Annotated in this window: 10 protein-coding genes; 6 read left to right on the top strand and 4 right to left on the bottom strand. The window is 44.5% G+C overall.

Annotated features, from left to right (window positions below; genetic code table 11):
* The first annotated feature begins 84 nt into the window (after nt 1-84).
* Nucleotides 85-2,733, top strand: coding sequence for an ATP-binding protein (locus DWY79_RS20745; RefSeq protein ID WP_122370285.1), 2,649 nt, complete (start codon nt 85-87; stop codon nt 2,731-2,733).
* Here the strand turns inward: DWY79_RS20745 and DWY79_RS20740 are convergent.
* The gene (locus DWY79_RS20740; RefSeq protein ID WP_008779195.1) at nt 2,728-3,735 is read right to left on the bottom strand and encodes a PAS domain-containing sensor histidine kinase; all 1,008 of its coding nucleotides are present in this window, start codon (nt 3,733-3,735) and stop codon (nt 2,728-2,730) included. The genes DWY79_RS20745 and DWY79_RS20740 overlap by 6 nt on opposite strands.
* Nucleotides 3,732-5,096, bottom strand: coding sequence for a sigma-54 dependent transcriptional regulator (locus tag DWY79_RS20735; protein ID WP_009275379.1), 1,365 nt, complete (start codon nt 5,094-5,096; stop codon nt 3,732-3,734). The genes DWY79_RS20740 and DWY79_RS20735 overlap by 4 nt, the downstream gene beginning before the upstream one ends.
* A gap of 216 nt (nt 5,097-5,312) precedes the next feature.
* Between DWY79_RS20735 and DWY79_RS20730 the strand changes: the two genes are divergently transcribed.
* Nucleotides 5,313-5,918 (top strand): DUF4858 domain-containing protein, encoded by a 606-nt coding sequence (locus DWY79_RS20730; RefSeq protein WP_008772812.1) that lies wholly within the window; start codon nt 5,313-5,315, stop codon nt 5,916-5,918.
* On the opposite strand, the gene nudC is transcribed toward DWY79_RS20730, so the two are convergent.
* Nucleotides 5,889-6,662, bottom strand: a complete 774-nt coding sequence (gene nudC, locus DWY79_RS20725) for an NAD(+) diphosphatase (RefSeq protein ID WP_005867521.1) — start codon at nt 6,660-6,662, stop codon at nt 5,889-5,891. The genes DWY79_RS20730 and nudC overlap by 30 nt on opposite strands.
* A 213-nt stretch (nt 6,663-6,875) precedes the next feature.
* Here nudC and DWY79_RS20720 point away from each other — a divergent pair, with 213 nt between their 5' ends.
* Complete coding sequence (locus DWY79_RS20720; protein ID WP_122370283.1) at nt 6,876-9,263, top strand: ABC transporter permease; 2,388 nt, start codon at nt 6,876-6,878, stop codon at nt 9,261-9,263.
* On the opposite strand, the gene DWY79_RS20715 is transcribed toward DWY79_RS20720, so the two are convergent.
* Nucleotides 9,202-13,311, bottom strand: coding sequence for a hybrid sensor histidine kinase/response regulator transcription factor (locus tag DWY79_RS20715; RefSeq protein ID WP_121961538.1), 4,110 nt, complete (start codon nt 13,309-13,311; stop codon nt 9,202-9,204). The genes DWY79_RS20720 and DWY79_RS20715 overlap by 62 nt on opposite strands.
* Before the next feature lie 162 nt (nt 13,312-13,473).
* On the opposite strand from DWY79_RS20715, the gene DWY79_RS20710 reads away from it, so the two are divergent.
* The 3 genes from DWY79_RS20710 to DWY79_RS20700 all read left to right on the top strand — a co-directional run bounded on the left by DWY79_RS20710 (nt 13,474) and on the right by DWY79_RS20700 (nt 17,686).
* The gene (locus DWY79_RS20710; protein ID WP_122370281.1) at nt 13,474-15,870 is read left to right on the top strand and encodes a TonB-dependent receptor; all 2,397 of its coding nucleotides are present in this window, start codon (nt 13,474-13,476) and stop codon (nt 15,868-15,870) included.
* A gap of 234 nt (nt 15,871-16,104) precedes the next feature.
* The gene (locus DWY79_RS20705; protein WP_005867516.1) at nt 16,105-17,142 is read left to right on the top strand and encodes an ATP/GTP-binding protein; all 1,038 of its coding nucleotides are present in this window, start codon (nt 16,105-16,107) and stop codon (nt 17,140-17,142) included.
* On the top strand, nt 17,135-17,686 hold the full coding sequence (locus DWY79_RS20700) for a hypothetical protein (RefSeq protein ID WP_005867515.1): 552 nt from the start codon (nt 17,135-17,137) through the stop codon (nt 17,684-17,686). Before DWY79_RS20705 ends, DWY79_RS20700 begins: the two co-directional genes overlap by 8 nt.
* Nucleotides 17,687-18,011 lie beyond the last annotated feature (325 nt).

The following is an 18,011-nucleotide window of genomic DNA, read 5'->3' as shown; positions in this document are numbered from 1 at the left end:
ATAAATCTTTTCTATTTTTGTGGACTGTATGAACAAAAAATAGTACTTTAATCGCAAATAAGCACATGAATAGGTAGGTAAAGAATGACATTATTAAAATACTACATACGATTCGTACTCTTTATCGTGTTAAGTCTGGTCTTTTCTTTCCACTTATACGCTACAGATAATGCAGGCCCTATTTTAATCATTAGCTCCTACAATCCCGATACACGTAATACGACCGCCAATATTTCCGAGTTTATGGAGGAATATAAGCGGGGAGGTGGTATCTCGCCGGTGGTTATCGAGAACATGAACTGTAAGAGCCTCCCGGAAGCCCCCTTATGGGACGGTAAGATGAGAGGTATATTGGATAAATATAAGGAAAATAACACTCCTCAGCTTATCATAATCTTAGGTCAAGAGGCGTGGGCTTCTTATATCTCCCAAGAATACAAGCCTGATATACCGGTTTTATGCGGTATGATCAGTAAGAATGCGATCTTATTACCCGACTCGGATTTAAATGTCGCCGAATGGGAACCGAAATACATCGATATCCAAGAGTACGTAGATAAAGGTTTACACCTTGGCGGGTTCTTGTATTCTTATGACGTAAAAGAAAATATCCGGTTAATACGTAAGCTATATCCCCAAACTCAAAATATAGCATTAATCACCGATAATACCTACGGTGGTTTAGCTATGCAGACCTTGGTAAAAAAGGAAATGGAAAATATCAAGGATCTGAACTTGATATTACTGGATGGAAGAAAGAATAATATCTACACCATCGTTGAGCAAATCAAGAACCTGCCGGATCAGACCGTGATATTGATTGGTACATGGCGTGTAGACGTGAACGACGGGTATTATGTTGGAAATGCCACGTATACCATGATGACCGCCAATCCCAGAATCCCGACATTCACATTGGCATCCGTCGGCATAGGGCACTGGGCCATCGGAGGTTTCAGTCCCAAATACAGGCCTATAGGTTCCGATTTGGCGAAAGAGGCTTTAAGTATATTGGAGAAGAAAATCGCCCCTAAAGATATCCATCCACAAATCATTCCCAATGGATATATGTTCGACGCTTCAAAGATCAAGGCTTTTGATATCAGCAGATTGTCATTGCCCCACGACGCTACTATTATCAACGAGGACCCGAGCCTATTCTCCAAATACAGGTTCGAGATCTTGCTAAGCGTAATCACCGTATTGTTTATTTTCCTGATTATGATATTAATCTTCTTTATCCGGACCAATAAACTGAAAGATAAGTTATTGGATCTACAGAAGGATAATATACTAATCATGAATAATATCCAAGCTTCCATCTATTTCATCAAGCCGGATTATACCGTAAAATGGAGAAACGAGGTAGAGTTCCATGACTGTATCCCTGAATTCGGTCCAGCTAATTGCTTCTTGGTCAAGAACGGAGTAAAGCCTTATTGTACCAGTTGCACGGTCGCAAAGGCCATGGAAACCAAAAAGCAGGTCGATATCACGAATGAGTTCGGCGATGGAAAGTATCTTCATATTTTGGCGAACCCTGTATTAGACGAGCACGACAACCTTATCGGGGTTATTTTCAAGAAAGAAGATGTGACAAAACAAAAACAGGCGGAGAACGAACTGAGGAAAGCGAAAGAGAAAGCGGAAGAGTCCGATCGTTTGAAATCTGCGTTCTTGGCGAATATGAGTCATGAGATTCGAACGCCATTGAATGCGATCGTCGGTTTCTCCGGATTATTGGCCGTAACCGAGAATATGGAGGATAAAGAGGAATATATCAATATCATTAATAGCAACAACGACCTGCTATTGCAATTGATCAATGATATTCTCGATCTAGCCAAGATAGAGGCGGGTACGCTAGAATTCGTGGATTCAGACGTAGATGTCAATCAACTATTCTCCGATATCGAGCAGTCTTCCCGTTTGAAGGCGCAAGATGGTGTGCAGGTATGCTTTGTCGAGAAGATCCCGAATTGTATCTTACGCACCGACCGTAACCGGGTCTCCCAAGTCATTACGAACTTTATCAACAATGCCATCAAGTTCACGACTCAAGGTAGCATCCTGTTTGGCTACCGCCATAGAGATGATGAGTTGTATTTCTATGTAAAAGATACAGGATGCGGTATCGCCAAGGATAAGATCGGTCAAGTTTTCACCCGTTTCGTTAAGTTAAATAGCTTTGTGCAAGGAACGGGGCTGGGATTATCGATTTGCCAGATGATTATCAAGCGTCTGGGTGGAGATATAGGGGTGGAATCAGAGCAAGGAAAAGGTTCTACATTCTGGTTTACGTTGCCCTATTCGATACTAGAGATGCAGGAAGTCCCGCATGAGAAACCAAAAACCGAGAATGTACAGAAGAGCCAGTCATCCAAATCGGCAACCCTATTAATAGCGGAAGATAACGAAAGCAACTATACTTTATTCCAAGCCATGTTGAAAGATTATAACCTTATACACGCATGGAACGGGGAACAAGCGATCGATTTATTCAATAAATATCAACCGGACTTAATCCTAATGGACCTAAAAATGCCGATCGTAGACGGCTATGAGGCTACACGGGTAATTCGGGAAAAGAGCCAGTCCATCCCTATCATCGCCGTAACGGCTTTCGCTTTCGCGGAGGATGAGGAACGGGTAAAACAAAGTGGATTCTCCTCTTACATCGCTAAACCGATCAAGCCGGATAAGCTAATCGCATGTATTAATACTTATTTATAGAATCCGTTTGGTAACAATCGGAAAACGCAAGACGAAAGAGGAACCCTTCTCTACTTGAGAGTCGAGACTAATACTTCCTCCATGACGGTTCATGATCTGCCGGCAAAGACTTAATCCGATACCGGAACCTTTAGATTTAGTCGTGAAGAAAGGTACGAAGACCTTGTCGATCGCCTCGGGAACAATTCCGCTACCATTATCAATCACCGAAATAATAACCATGCCGGCTTTTTGGACAGCCTCCACGACTATTTGAGGAGATAAGGACTCTTCACAAGCCTCTATCGCATTTTTCAATAGATTAATTAATACTTGTTCCACCATGATCCGATCCGCATATAAATTTAAATCTTCCGGTTTTACACGAAAGAAGAGGATGTCGGACTTCTCCGGAAATAGAAGCCGGATATCGTCAAAGAGAGCCGAAACCGAGAAGTTTCGTAAAGTAGGTAAAGGCAGACGGGTTAATTGCCGATAATTCTCGACAAAATCCAATAGCCCCTTACTTCTCCGGTGGATCGTTTGCATGGCTTGTACCATGATAGCGTAGTCTCTCTCATTCATGCCATTTATCGTCGCACGCTCGGCTACCGTCTCTGATAAAGAGATTACCGGAGCGATCGAGTTCATGATCTCATGCGTCAATACCCGGATAAGTTTCTGCCATGCCTCGGTTTCCGCCTCAGCGACCACCGAATTATACAATCGACTCCGTAAAGCTTCCAAGGCAGCGTTCATAGAAGAGGCCAAAGCCTTTTCGTCTTCCGTCATTGAATCGGAAGGATAAAACAGGCTCAGATCCCCGTAATGAATACTCTCTATCAAGTATTCCATCCGCTTAACAGTCTTTTGCTGATCCTTATATAAGAAAACCGAAAGCGCAAGAATACAAAATCCGAACAGCGCGGGAATAAACAAAAACCCTTTCAGCATTAAGAATGAGGCAGTAAAAGACAAGACCACGATCCCCAAAATACGAGCGAACAACAAGTAACGTATCATAAGCCAAATTTCTCCAATTTACGATACAAGGTAAAGCGGGTAATCCCTAGAAGCTCGGCGGCACGAGTGATATTCCCCTCGGCACGACGTAAGGCACGTTCGATCGCTTCTTTCTCCAATACCGTCAAATTTAACTCATCGGATGGTTCCTTATCCCTAAGCGGGACAGAACGCAGAATAAAGTCTTCCGGCCTTAGCCAATTACTTTCAGACAAGATAACCGCCCGTTCAATCGCATGTTGCAGTTCACGTACATTACCGGGCCAAGCATAATTATGTAGCTTATTCTTCCCATCCCTGTTAATGCCCTTCAAGTCTTTCTTATATTTACGGGCATACTTCGACAAGAAATGTTCAGCCAATAAGATCACGTCATTTCCTCGTTCCCTCAAGGGAGGAATATGTAACTCGATCGTATTAATACGATATAAAAGATCTTGCCGGAAAGTACCTTCTGCCACAAGATGATGGATATTCACGTTCGTTGCGCAGATCAACCGGATATCAATCGGTATGGGTTGCGTTGCTCCCAAGCGGGTTATCTGTCGTTTTTCCAAAGCGGTCAACAGTTTCGCTTGCATGGAAAGGCTTAAGTTCCCGATCTCATCCAAGAACAAGGTACCACCGGAAGCTACCTCCATTCGTCCCGGCTTTTCCTTACGGGCATCCGTAAAAGCCCCTTTCTCATAGCCGAATAATTCACTCTCGAAAAGTTGTTCCGGAATAGAGCCCACATCGATCCCGACGAAAAGATTCCCCGAACGCGGAGATTGATGATATAAGGCGCGGGCAACTAAATCTTTACCGGTTCCATTCTCCCCCAAGATTAATATATTGGCATCCGTATTCTTTAATTTATCGACCGTAGCGAAAATAGCCTGCATCGGTTCGCTTTCACCGATGATCTCGAAGCCAGCATCCTCGGGTGAACTAAGAATCTCAACTTGTTTCTTTAAATTTCGCACTTCCGCCCTACTCTCCCGAAGTTCCAATGCTGAAGAGAGTGTAGCGAGTAATTTCTCCTTTTCCCAAGGTTTCGGGATAAAGTCGGTAGCTCCTGCCTTAATCGCCCGCACGGCCTTATCCGTATCCGAATAGGCAGTCATAAAAAGAACCACCACGTCCGGGTCTATCTTCTTTATCTTCTCCAGCCAATAGAAACCCTCCTGACCACTAATAGCATCCCGTTTGAAGTTCATATCCAACAAGATAATATCCGGGATAAAAGTCCGCATGAAATGATCGATGCGCTCCGGTTGCGTAGCCACTCTTATTTGTTCCATATAGGGCTCCAGTAATAAGTTAAGGGCAAAAAGGATGTCCTCATTATCATCTATAATTAATAGTTTTCCCTTTTTCATAAGCGCTGAACTAGTTTGTGATGCCTCAAAGGTAGGTATTAAATCAATGGAAGAAGCGTGCGTAATCGAACGATTATCGTGCACAGATGAACTGTTAAATTAATAGTCCGCAAAGAGGGTTAAGATTAAGTAAACGGTAAGACTATTTAAGCGAAAGAAAAAACGAGGAGAAAGAAGGAAGACTATCTTTGAACACAATTAACAATTCAGGCATTCATGAGACCACTATTGATTGGATTTTTCGTCTGTATAAATATACACTTAGGCTATGCGCAATGGACTGAGCAAGATTCGATCTGGCTAAAGGATGTATTAGCAGGCAAAGATTCCATCAAATTGAACCCTGAATTCCAAAAAGCAATCCAAAGCGGTTCTTTCCTCAACCCGGAACCGGGAAAACCGATGGGGAAACCTCAACTGGCCGCTCCCAGCAATATCCCTATCACCAAAGATTTCTCAGAATATATCCAACAAGACGATACGACACACCGAAAAGTAGCATTGAAGGATTTACCGCCATCGGTATTCTGGCGACATAATCCACCGTATAAAAAGATACTGCCTGTCTATCAATCTATCTTAGATGAATTGAAAAGGACTCCGTCCAGTGGTCGTACCTCACTAGCTACCTTCGATTTAGGAAGGATGACCAGCCGGAAAACATATGTCCATAAACGCAACGCAAAACGCAACGGAACTTGGCAAAACTACGGCAACCTCCCTACCCCGGATGTCATCTCTAAAAGGAAGAAATTCGAAAGACAACAGGCAGAGGCCGCAAAAAAGGACTCCTCATTGATGATCCAACCACCAATCGATTAGCTTACGGGCCAAGCTCAACTTACGGGGGATCTCCGGTAGGTTATCTTTGGTATAGAAGGCACCAGAACTTAGTTCCTCATCCTGCAACTTAATTTCCCCACTTACATAATCCGCTACAAAGCCTACCATCAAGCCACTCGGATAAGGCCAGGGTTGGTTTCCGAAATAAGTGATATTATCGACCTCTAAACCCGTTTCCTCACGGACCTCCCGACGCACACACTCTTCCAAGGTCTCGCCAACTTCTAAGAATCCGGCCACTAATCCATGGAAAGTTCCCCGGAAATTACGGGCATGTACCAAAAGAATCGAATCCTCCTTACGGATCAAGACGATCATCGCCGCTGAAATTGTCGGATAAATCTCATGTTTGCAAGAAGGACATTGCTTCATGATCGACGTAGTCTGTACGGTAGGAGTACCACATACCGGGCAGAAACGGCTATGGCTATCCCAATAAAGCAATTGAAAAGCCTTACCCGCCTTCTCGTAACACGCTCTCGAGATATAATCCCAAGAGGCACGCAACCCCATATGTACGTAACGGTCATTCCCCTCCACCGGAGTATCCAATTCTGCCGTACGTGCGGGAAGTCCATCCCGGTAATCAACCTCTAGCGTATGAGAAACCGGAACTGGGGGATTCTCGCCATAAGGGATGGTATACGTATCATTCTCTTTCTGAAGCAACAGTTGGTCTTTATAAAAAAGGAACCAATAACAGAGTCTATTTGAAGTTTCCATGCTGATATTTCCGAATTATCTTTCTGTATTTAAAACATCCGCGAACTTACGAATTAAAATCAAATAACGTGCGAAAGCGAACGTGCACCGTGCGAAGGCACACACAATCGTTTCTAAGCATTTTTCTATTATCTTATGATTAGCAGAACGTTACATCGATGGCACATTATTTGCATCTTTTCTAAAAAATGAATATATTTAAAACCTGTTACAATGAAACTAATGATTCGAAACTTACTTTATCTATTCAAGCGGTTTAAGACCGCCGTCGTGTTAAACCTCTTCGGCTTGACAATCGCTTTCGCCGCCTTCCTCCTGATAGTAATGCAGGTGGATTACGAGATGAATTACGATGCCATGCACAGTAAATCGGGCCGAACCTTCCGGCTAGAGGCAAATCACGGAGAATTCGAGCATAACGCCATCCATTGCCTAATGTTTAGCGATGCTTTTGTTAACTCATCCGCTCATATCACGGATTACTCCTACCGTTATCCATTCTACGGAGGAGAACGGTATTGCCAAATCGACGAGGTAGACGATCAAGGAGAAGCGAAAGTCTTTAAGGAAAACTTCCAGCTTTGTCTACCCAATATCTCAGATGTCTTTGATTTCCACATGAAAGAAGGTTCCGTCGAATGCCTATCCATTCCCGGCTCCGTACTCATTCCGGAGAGTGTCGCCAAAAGGCTGTTCGACAAACAATCCGCTATCGGTAAACGTATCCGGATGTCCGGCAGTAGTGGCTGGCAACCTGTAAGTACCACGATACTTACTATTGGGGGTGTCTATAAGGATTTCCCGGGAAATACTACGGTACAAAACCGTATTTACGTCCCGATGGACCAACTGGATCTATTAAAAAGTTCTTGGCAAATGTATGCCAACGAAATATACGTCACGCTAGACGATCCCCTAAATAAAGAGGAGGTATTGGATCATTTCAACAAGACTTTCGATTTCGCTAAAAGCCAAATGGGTTCAGCGCAAGAGATCGCATTACGTCTAACCCCCTTAAAGGAAGTTTATTACACGCATGATACAACTTTCGACTTTAATCCGAAAGGTCACCGGGAGACAAATTATGTGTTACTGGGTATCGCTTTCCTCATCTTATTCATCGCCGGAATCAATTTTACCAATCTCACAACCTCGTTGATTCCCCTACGATTGAAAACGATCAATACGCACCGGGTATTAGGATGCTCCATCTATAAGTTACAAGCCATCTCACTGATTGAATCGATCGTGATCTGCTTGATATCCTACATTCTCGCCTTATTCATCGTAAACGATTTGTCTTACACACCGATCGTTAATTGGGTAGATGCGGATATACGTCTTAGTCAATACAAAGGCCTGATCCTTCTCACTGCACTGATCGCTATCTTGACGGGTTGCTTGGCGGGACTTTATCCAGCTATACGAAGTACCTCCTATGCGCCAGCCTTGGTACTAAAGGGCTCTTTCGGTCTTAGTCCCAAAGGGAAAAAAGTACGTGTCGCCCTGATCGGTTTCCAATACACGGTATCGATCGCCTTGATTATTGTCACCTTATTCATGGGACTTCAGAACCATTTCATGACCTCTAGCGAGCAACTAGGATTCAATAAAGACCAAGTAGCCATCGTGAACCTGACACCGGAGATCTACGCCAAGCATAAGCCCCAATATATCCAGAAACTTAAAGATTATCCGGGAATAGAGGATGTGGCCTTCTCCGTCTACGAATTATCGAAAGAAGATGACATGATCGATCTCGAATATGCCCGTCATGAAGATAAGGATGTATTCTTCAAGGTATTCTATGCCTCCGAGAATTTCCTTTCCGTCATGGATATCCAAGTAGAGGAAGGAAGGGATTTTACACGGGAGGATTTAAACAAGGCACAAAGTGATTATATCATCAATCCGGCGGCAGAGCGGGATTTCCACTTACATCCCGGAGATCGTTTCAATGATCGTACGGTTCTAGGAGTCAGCAAGGATTTTCGGTTTAACTCTTGCCGGATCGCAAGTTCGCCTTTCGTATTCGCATTGAATAACGATATACCCAATCCTAAATTGGTATCCTATATCCGCTTCAATTCGAAAACGAATTTACAGGAAGCTGTCGCCCACGTCCGGGAAACATTGAAAGAGATCGATCCGACTTTCCCTTTCGAGATCTCTTTCTACAACACCATCTTAAACAATTTATATCAGAAAGAACAAACACTGGGTAAACTAATCTCCCTATTCGGAATAATGGCGATCTTGATCTCTATCGTAGGTGTATTCGGACTCGTGCTATTTGAGACGCAATACCGCCGGAAAGAGATCGGTATCCGCAAGATCAACGGAGCGACTACCGGACAGATTCTTTTGATGTTCAACAAGACTTATATCCGGATCGTCTCCGTTTGCTTCATCATCTCGATCCCAATAGCATGGATGGGAACACAACAGTGGCTAGAGAATTTCGCTTATAAAACACCACTCCATCTTTGGGTCTTCATCGTAGCTTTCCTAATCATTCTCTCGGTTACGATCGGTACCGTTACTTTCCGGAACTGGCAAGCGGCGAATGAGAATCCTGTGAACTCGGTGAAGTCTGAATAAACTCACTCGGAGTGATCCCGTAAATTTCTTTAAAGCAACGGGTAAAATAGTTCGGATCGGAGAAGCCGACCTGAGCAGCTACCTCCCCGATCGAATAAGCGTGCTGCCCCAATAACTCGGCGGCACGCTTTATACGTATATTACGGGTGAATGAGGAAGCGGAGCAACCAGTAGTAGACTTTAATTTCCTAAATAAGCTGGCACGGCTCATCGCCATCTCGGAACAGAAAAGCTCTACATCAAACTCCGGGTCCTGCAAATGGGCCAGAACGACCCTTGTCACTTTCGAAACAAATTCCTTATCCGGATCGGCGATGGTTTGCTCCGGAGTACGCAAGTCGAACCGATCCCTGAAATATAACTTTAGTTGCTCACTACGTTTGAGCAGATTCTTGATCTTCGCTTTTAGGACAGCAAGACTGAACGGTTTAGGCAGATAATCATCCGCTCCGGCTCCATACCCTTCCAATTGTTGACGTTCTTCCGCTAAAGCAGTCAATAGGATAACCGGTATATGGGCCGTCCGTTCATCCGTTTTCAAAGCCTCGCAACATTCAATCCCATTCATGACCGGCATCATTACATCCGAGACAATCACGTCCGGTAGGATCTCCATGGCTTTCTCCAAGCCGACCTTTCCGTTTTTCGCTATCACGACCCGGTAATCCGTTTGAAAAGCATTCATCAAATAACGACATAGATCCTCATTATCCTCTACAAACAAAAGCGTTTGTCGTAGATTCTCCGGGACCGGGTTTGTTCCTTCCAATGGAACTAATTCCCGCAAAGATGCCTCTTCCATTTTAGGTTCCGAATACTCCAACCACTCCTCAGGATAAGCCTCTTCCGATATAGGCAAGGCAACCGTAAAAACAGAACCTTTCCCCAATTCACTCTCACATTGAATGGTTGCCTTATGTAACTCCAATAGCTCTTTTGTGTACGCAAGGCCGATCCCCGAACTCTCCGAGCGGCGAAACGCTATCGATTCCCCCTTATAATATTGATCAAAAATATACGGTAACGATTCGGGGGGAATGCCGATTCCACTATCCGTAATTCGTAAAGTCATGACCGCATCGGATGAGCTTTGCTCCAATAAAGCGGAAAAGCTTACCGAACCACCATCCGGCGTATACTTAAATGCGTTCGACAGTAAATTATATAGAACCTGCTCTAGGATATTCTTGTCAAAATAAGCGATTGAGATATCTGGGGCAATCGAATACGTAAACACGATTTTATAGGAATCGGCCAAAGGAATAAAGGTTTCCGAAATCTCCTTTAAGAATCGACTGAGATTCGCACAAACAATATGCGGGGAAGGAACTCCCCGGGTCAATACCGATAAATCCAGTAATTCATTGACATGCCGAATCAAGCGATTGGTATTCCGGGAGATCGTACGCAAAGTTTCTTTATCTCCACAAGATTCTTCTGAACCGGAATGCCGTTCCAGATCCTCCGTCAATCCCTTGATTATCGTCAGCGGGGTACGAAGCTCATGAGAGACATTCATAAAGAAACGAGTTTTCAACGCATCTTTTTCCTCCAGTTCTTGCTTGGCCTGTTTCAACAGCCGTGTACGTTCTTGTATCTTACGCTCCAACTCGGCTTGGCGAAGCTGATACCAGCGCACCCGGCTCTTATAGGCGATATACAACAGTACGCATACAACCACGAATACCAGCAAAATAAACCACCACGTCCGCCACCAAGGAGGAAAGATCCTGACAGGTTCGGTAATGGGAGCGCTCCAATAGGAACCATTGCCGGAAGTTTCCACCCGAAACACATAGTTTCCCGGTGGTAGGCGGTTATATATAGCCGTACGATCGCTGGCGTCCACCTCCCGCCAATCCGTATCATATCCATCCAGACGATACCGGTATCGGATACTACGGGGATGAGAATAATCGAACGCGATAAAACCCACCTGTAAACCTTGCTTCTCACGTGAGTCTCCGATCGTGAGGTTCGTGATTCGCAAAGACTCAGGTATTTTTCTCAAACCGTCCGTTAACTGAACGGGATCAAAAGAAACGATCCCCTCATTACTGCCAAATACAAGTTCACCCGATTTGCGCTTACAGCAAGCGCCACCCATAAACTCATTCGATAATAAACCGTTTGCCGTCGTATAATTAACGATATGCCGGTTTTGTATATCCAAGCGACTCAGCCCTTTATTCGTGCTGACAAACAGGATGCCCGGCTCACCTTCACGGATTCCTCGTACGATATTTCCCGATAAGCCATCCTGTACCGTGAAATGATCAAATCGCCCGGTTCGCTTGTCGTATTGATCCAACCCCGCATTCGTACCGATCCACAAATAACCGGAAGAGTCCACAAACAGACAATGAATATGATTCGACGCAAGGGGATTCATCTCACCCGGTATATATCGATACGTGATAAGTGCTCTCGTCTTCGTATCCCACACCCGAAGCCGCCCCTCATCCGCTCCTCCCCAAAACCAAGATTCTTCGCTCACGCATAAGTTACATAACTCCGACAACGAGTTGATCGGATAATCATAAGAGACTTGGTAATCCGGTATAAAAGGGCGGATTCGGAAATCATCCAGATTCAACCGGTCCGGGTTGGCGTCTTGATAACTGATCCATAGGTTCCGCTCCGAATCCTCACGGATAGAACCTATAATCTTTCCGGATAAAGAGGACGGACTTTTTCGGGGTGAGAAGGTAAAACGCATATCTACCCGGGAAGTCTTATGGTTAATCCGATCTAATCCCCTAGAGGTCGCAACCCAAAGATTCAGGTCCGAATCCTCATAAACGGCTAGGATATGAAGAGAAGACAGATTCTCTTTTTCCGTGTATCCCAAGGTATATCGAAACAAGGAAGGTGTTAAATCCGCATGGCTCACCCCATACGTGGAATGCCCCGCCCACAGATGATCCGAGTCATCCAGAAACAAACAGGTAATCTGGTTACTGCTGATAGAATGTGCGTCTTCCGGCACGTTCCTCAACTGTCCCATTTTCCTCTCCTTCGGAGAATAATAAAAAAGACCTTGATTGAAACGGCTATCATCAAACCAGACCGTTCCGTCCTTACTCTCGAAGATGGATCGCACTTGGCATTCTCCCGTAGGTTCCAGATCCTCCGGCCGGTCAAAGAAATGCTCACATCGCAAGGCAAGCCGGTTCATCCGGCTAATCAAGCTTACCCCCTTATTATGTCCGATCCAGAAATCACCATCACCGGTCTCCAAGAATTGATATACCCGAGTATCCTCACGACCGACAGATTGGAAGATCTCTCGCTCTCCCATATCAAGCGAACGAAAAGCCCCTTCACGTCCCGTACCTAACCACATATAATCAAACCGGTCGATATAGATCGCGTTAACGCCATTCAAATTGCCGGCATTGATATCCTCCCGGTCATTTGTCCGTATCGTATAATCTTGAAAGTGGTTTGTTTCTTTGTCATACAAACTAAAACCAGCTAAAGTCCCTACCCAAAACGAATGATCCGGCGCCGAATACAAACAATTCACAGGAGACGACGAGACTACCGAACCCGCCGGCGAAAGGCGTACCAATTTCTTCTCTTTAGCATCATACTCCAACATCCCGTTCTCCGTACCTATAAAGATATGTCCCGGAACGGAGGCCGAGAAACAAGTAGGACTACCATACACACGTAACTGTTGTCGAAGCCATTCTTTCGTGAAATTCAAAAATGTATCCGAACCTCTGTCATAACGGCTAATCCCACCCGAGGAAAAAAAGATCCAGATACCTCCATCTGAATCCTCGAATAATTTATCGATAGAACTGCTTTGTATACTTTCCGGACAATCCGGTACGGGCAAGAATACTTTAAACGTATATCCATCGTAGCGGTTCAAGCCTTCAGTCGTCCCGACCCAGACATACCCGGTACGATCCTTCAAAATAGAGGTCACCGAGGAAGAAGAAAGCCCGCTATCCATTGTTATCCGGTCAAAAATAACGTTGGTAGCTTGCGTTCTCGTTACCATAAGTACAAACAGCAGTAAAAGGTATATTCTCATCCATTCATCCGATTAATGCCCCAAATATAAAGATTAAGTGGGTGAAAATCACAGAAAACAGAAAGATTGAACGATTTGTACGGTATTATGAAACATATGTCCGGCCCGCTCCCTCCCTATTTCCCTAGCTTTGCGGTATCAATTCTAAAACGAATGTAAAATATGAGAAAACTTTTTCTATCGCTAGTATTCCTTAGCGTGCTACTATCTATCCATGCGAATCCGGGTATTAAAGGAATCGTAATCGATCAAACCACCCGTAAGGCATTAGACTACGCTCACGTTGTATTATATGATGGAGATCATATCGTCGAAGAAGCTATGACTGAAGCGAACGGTTCTTTTCTAATCCAGCCCGTAAAACCGGGAACGTATTCGATCCGTATCCATTTTCTGGGATATGATGTTTATATGGGAGAGGAGTTTATCCTTACAGAGCAGATCAAGGATCTGGGTATTATCCCGATGCAAATGCTTGAGGTAGGCTTACAGGAAGTGGAGGTCGTAGCCAACAAGAAACAAGTCATCTATAAACTGGATAAAAAGATCATCGAGGCTTCTTCCAACCTGCTTTCCTCGGGAGGAACCGCTGTCGATATCCTAGAGAACACGCCTTCCATCCGGGTGAACGCCGAGGGAGAGGTTACCTTCCGGGGAAGTAGCGGATTCACGGTCTACGTAGATGGAAAGCCCAGTATATTTACCGGGACCCAAGCCTTGGAACAGATCCCGTCCGGACAAATCCAGAATATAGAGATCATCACCACCCCGTCCGCCCAACATGATACTGGGGGTGATGTCGGGATCATCAATGTCATTACCAAGAAGAACTTCGGGGAAGGGCTGAGCGGAGTAATCAACCTAAGCGGGAATACGGTATGGAGCCGGACCTTGGATTTCTTGTTGACCGGACAAAACAAGGCGTCTCAATGGCGTATAGGCGGTTATGTGGGAAACCGACTTCGTAAAAGTCATTTTACCCAAGAGAAAACGACGTTGGTAAACGATACGACAACGACTTCTTATTCCAATGGCCCCCGTGAAAGTAACGGCTACGCATATATTCTCAACGGAGGTTGGAGCTATACGCAAAAACAAACGACTTTTTCTATTAACGCGGAAGGCGGATATGCCGGACTCAAGCGAAAAGGAGATCTGGAATATACGGAAGAACGTTCCGCTAATGGCGAGCAATTCGAGAACGGAGAGTTCAAGAGCCTTGACGACTTTGATATCCATGAGACTTTCGGACTAGGGAATCTGGCCGTGGATCATAAGTTCAATGATAAGGGGCATAACCTTAGCGGTAGCTTCTTCTTGAAATATGGAGGCGACGCTCTGGAATATTTCCAAAGCGATCTGTTCGACAAAAACAACGTACGCCAGCAAGGTCATCGTGCGTGGGAGGCCGAACATCGTTGGACCGTCCGTGCGAAAGCCGATTATGTATTTCCATACAGCAAAACCGGACAAATCAAGGCGGGTTATCAATATTTCTCATACTCGGAAGACGGCGATTATAGTATGCAGTTTTGGAACCCGGATACCAAAGAGTTCTTCTGGCGTGACGATATTTACAACACGTTCTATTTCCAACAAGGGATCAACTCCCTTTATGCGATCGTTGGGGATAGCTACCGGTCTTTTGATTTTCAAGTAGGATTACGGGGAGAACATACGCATCAAGTATTACGTAGCTCCAAAGATTGGGCGAACCGCCTACAAAGGCGTTTTGAGTTGTTCCCATCCGCCCATATCGGTTATAACCTCACACAAAATCAGAAGCTTCTATTCGCTTACAGCCGTCGTACGACCCGACCAGAGCTTTATTTCATGGAGCCATACATCACTTACAAGGATTACTATACAGCCGAGATCGGTAACCCGGATATACGCCCAGAGTACATTCATTCTTTCGAGTTGAATTATTCCTTGACTTCCGGCGACAATGCCTTGTCTGCCTCCCTATTCCACCGAACCCGCAAAGACAAGATCGAACGATTACGGGTTCCTTACCAAGCCGGGGTTACCTTGGATTCCATGGCGAACGTGGGACATGATTATTCCACCGGAATAGAACTATCGGGCAGTTTGCAGGCCACCAGTTGGTGGAATACGCAAATAAACGGTAGCCTTTATCACTACCGGGTAGAGAACGAGTATAAGACGGACGGGAAGAATGAGACCAGTACCAATTACGAGATCGCATGGAACAACGCTTTCACGGCCGGGAAATACACAAGGATACAGCTTGACGGCAATTTCGTAGGCCCTTCCGTAACCACCCAAGGAAGAACCCAGTCGTTCTGGTTTGTCAACCTAGCGATACGGCAACAATTCTTCAAACGGAAGTTGACGGCCACCCTCTCTTTCCGGGATGTCTTCAATACGGCCCGTTATGTCAATACGATCACTTCCTCGAACTTGATTTCCAAAACACGAATCCGGCCCGATTACCCGTTGATAGGCTTGACCCTTAGCTATACGTTCAACCAGTTCAAGCTAAAGAATGGCTTATCCAACAATTCAAAGGATTTATTCGAGGGGACGAATCATTAATACCGAATTACCCTACTTTCAAAGTAAGCTAGCTTCGTTGGCAAAGTAAGCTAATTAAAATGCCCAAGTAAGTTAACTTACTTTGCCAACGAGATAAACGTAGTGGTCCTTATATCTTGTTTACCGAGGATAGAATACATCATTGGGTAACTGTAACTTTTTTGAATCCAACTTTGTTACTTTCCAATTTTAAGTTACTTTTGTGAACACTTAGTTAAAAATGAGGTATATTCAATGATTAACAGCATATTACTGACTAATTTCACGGGCTTTGCAAACAATCGTTTCGATTTCACCGAAGGAGTAAATGTCCTCATCGGCAAGAATGGTACCGGCAAGACACACGTGCTTAAATGCTTGGCTGCCACCTTGCAGGCACGTCACGACTTCCTCGGCAAGAACTCTGCTTCCAAAGAGCAGTTTGAGTATATCTTGGCGGAAGATATGATCTATTATTTCAAGCCGGACATCATCGGCAATTTGGTCAGCAAAGGACTACCTTCCGGTAGGGCGAACATTGCGGTTACGATAGATAGCAAGGTATTGCAATATAGCTTTTCCTCTGCAGCCAAGACGACTGTGAAATTGGAAACGGACGAGAAGTGGAACGACCGTCATTTCATCTACATCCCTCCTCGTGAAATGTTCTCTTTGTTCGAGGGTTTTATCGGTTTGAGCAGTAAGCGTGAGATTTCATTCGACCAGACCTACATCAATCTAGCACACGCATTGGCTCTCCCCGTATTGCGTGAGTCTGAAGATAATCCGTTGAGACCGGCTGTTGAGTTGTTGGAACGGGAATTGCAGTTCAAGGTACTGCAGATGAACGGACGTTTCTATATACAGACGGAAAGTGGTAATATGGAAGCGCATTTGGTGGCAGAAGGTCTTCGCAAGTTGGCCTCTATCTTATACCTCATACTGAATGGGGAAATTAATGCGAACACCATTCTGTTCTGGGATGAGCCGGAAGCCAATTTGAACCCGGCTCTTATCAAAGTGGTGTCGAAGTTCATCCTTGTGCTTCAGGAATGTGGTTTGCAGATTTTCATCGCTACACACGATTATTTGCTTACACATACGCTTTCTCTTTATTCCGAGTATAAAGAACACACCGGTGTATCTGTCAAATTCTTTGGGCTGAAAAAAGAAGGCAAGGGAATCATTGTAGAGGAAAGCGAAACCTTGGCAGGCATACAGAGCAATCCGATTCTGGAGGAATATGCAGCCTTTTACGACTTGGAACAACAATTCATCAGCAAATATGAGTAATTTTCAGGAAAGCGGCATAAACTTCAAGTTTCAATCTCCCAAATGGAACGTTGTCAAGTACGACGAACATTTGGCGCACAAAAAAGTAAGCAATGCCTTGCAGCCTACCAAAGCGGTGGACTTTTTAGGTATTCATGACAACAGACAGTTGTTTTTGGTAGAAGTAAAGAATTACAGAGGGCATACACACGATGCAGAGACTCAGGAAGTGCTTCAGGCAAAAGGCGAGGAATTAATGCGCAGGATTGCTGTCAAAGTTAGGGACACAATCGCCACGGTAACTAATTCTGCTCGTTTTTCGACCAATGATGAGGATTTTTTTACCCGGATTAATCAGTTGCTACTTGATAATCAGAAAAAGATAGTCATTATTGCCTGTATAGAACTAGACATTGCTGGTGAAAAAGAACACAAAGCCCGTATGAGTGTCTGGATGCAAAAATTAAAGCAAAAGTTGGCATGGTTACATGCGGCTAAAATTTCCATCAATCCGATTGAAAATATCTCTGCTGTCTTGCCGGATACGGAAATCTTGTTCGTGTAATCTCCCGGCAAACTTTAGTGACCTTTGTTGCCGGTCTTTTATTAGTCCGTCTTTTTCTCTTCTGTGGATTCCCCAAAAGTAAGCCCCGATCGAATAAACGACCGGGGCTAATTCTTTTCCCGCTTTCCTTCCTCACGGAAGTACTAAGGGATGAACTTTAATTTATTACTTTAGTATTAATATTAATCCATTCCCGCTTGTTCGCCCTCACGGGATACTTGGGCCGAGGCCCTCACGGGAACTTAATATCGTCATTATATTTTTATTTAACTAACCCGTTGGCGGAATTAATTTAAGTTGATAAATATGAGTAAAAAGTTGTACA

The organism is Parabacteroides sp. AF27-14 (genome assembly GCF_003635425.1).
GTDB classification, from domain to species: domain Bacteria; phylum Bacteroidota; class Bacteroidia; order Bacteroidales; family Tannerellaceae; genus Parabacteroides; species Parabacteroides distasonis.
Note: the sequence above shows the minus strand (reverse complement) of the source record. Positions and strands in the feature narration are given on the sequence as shown.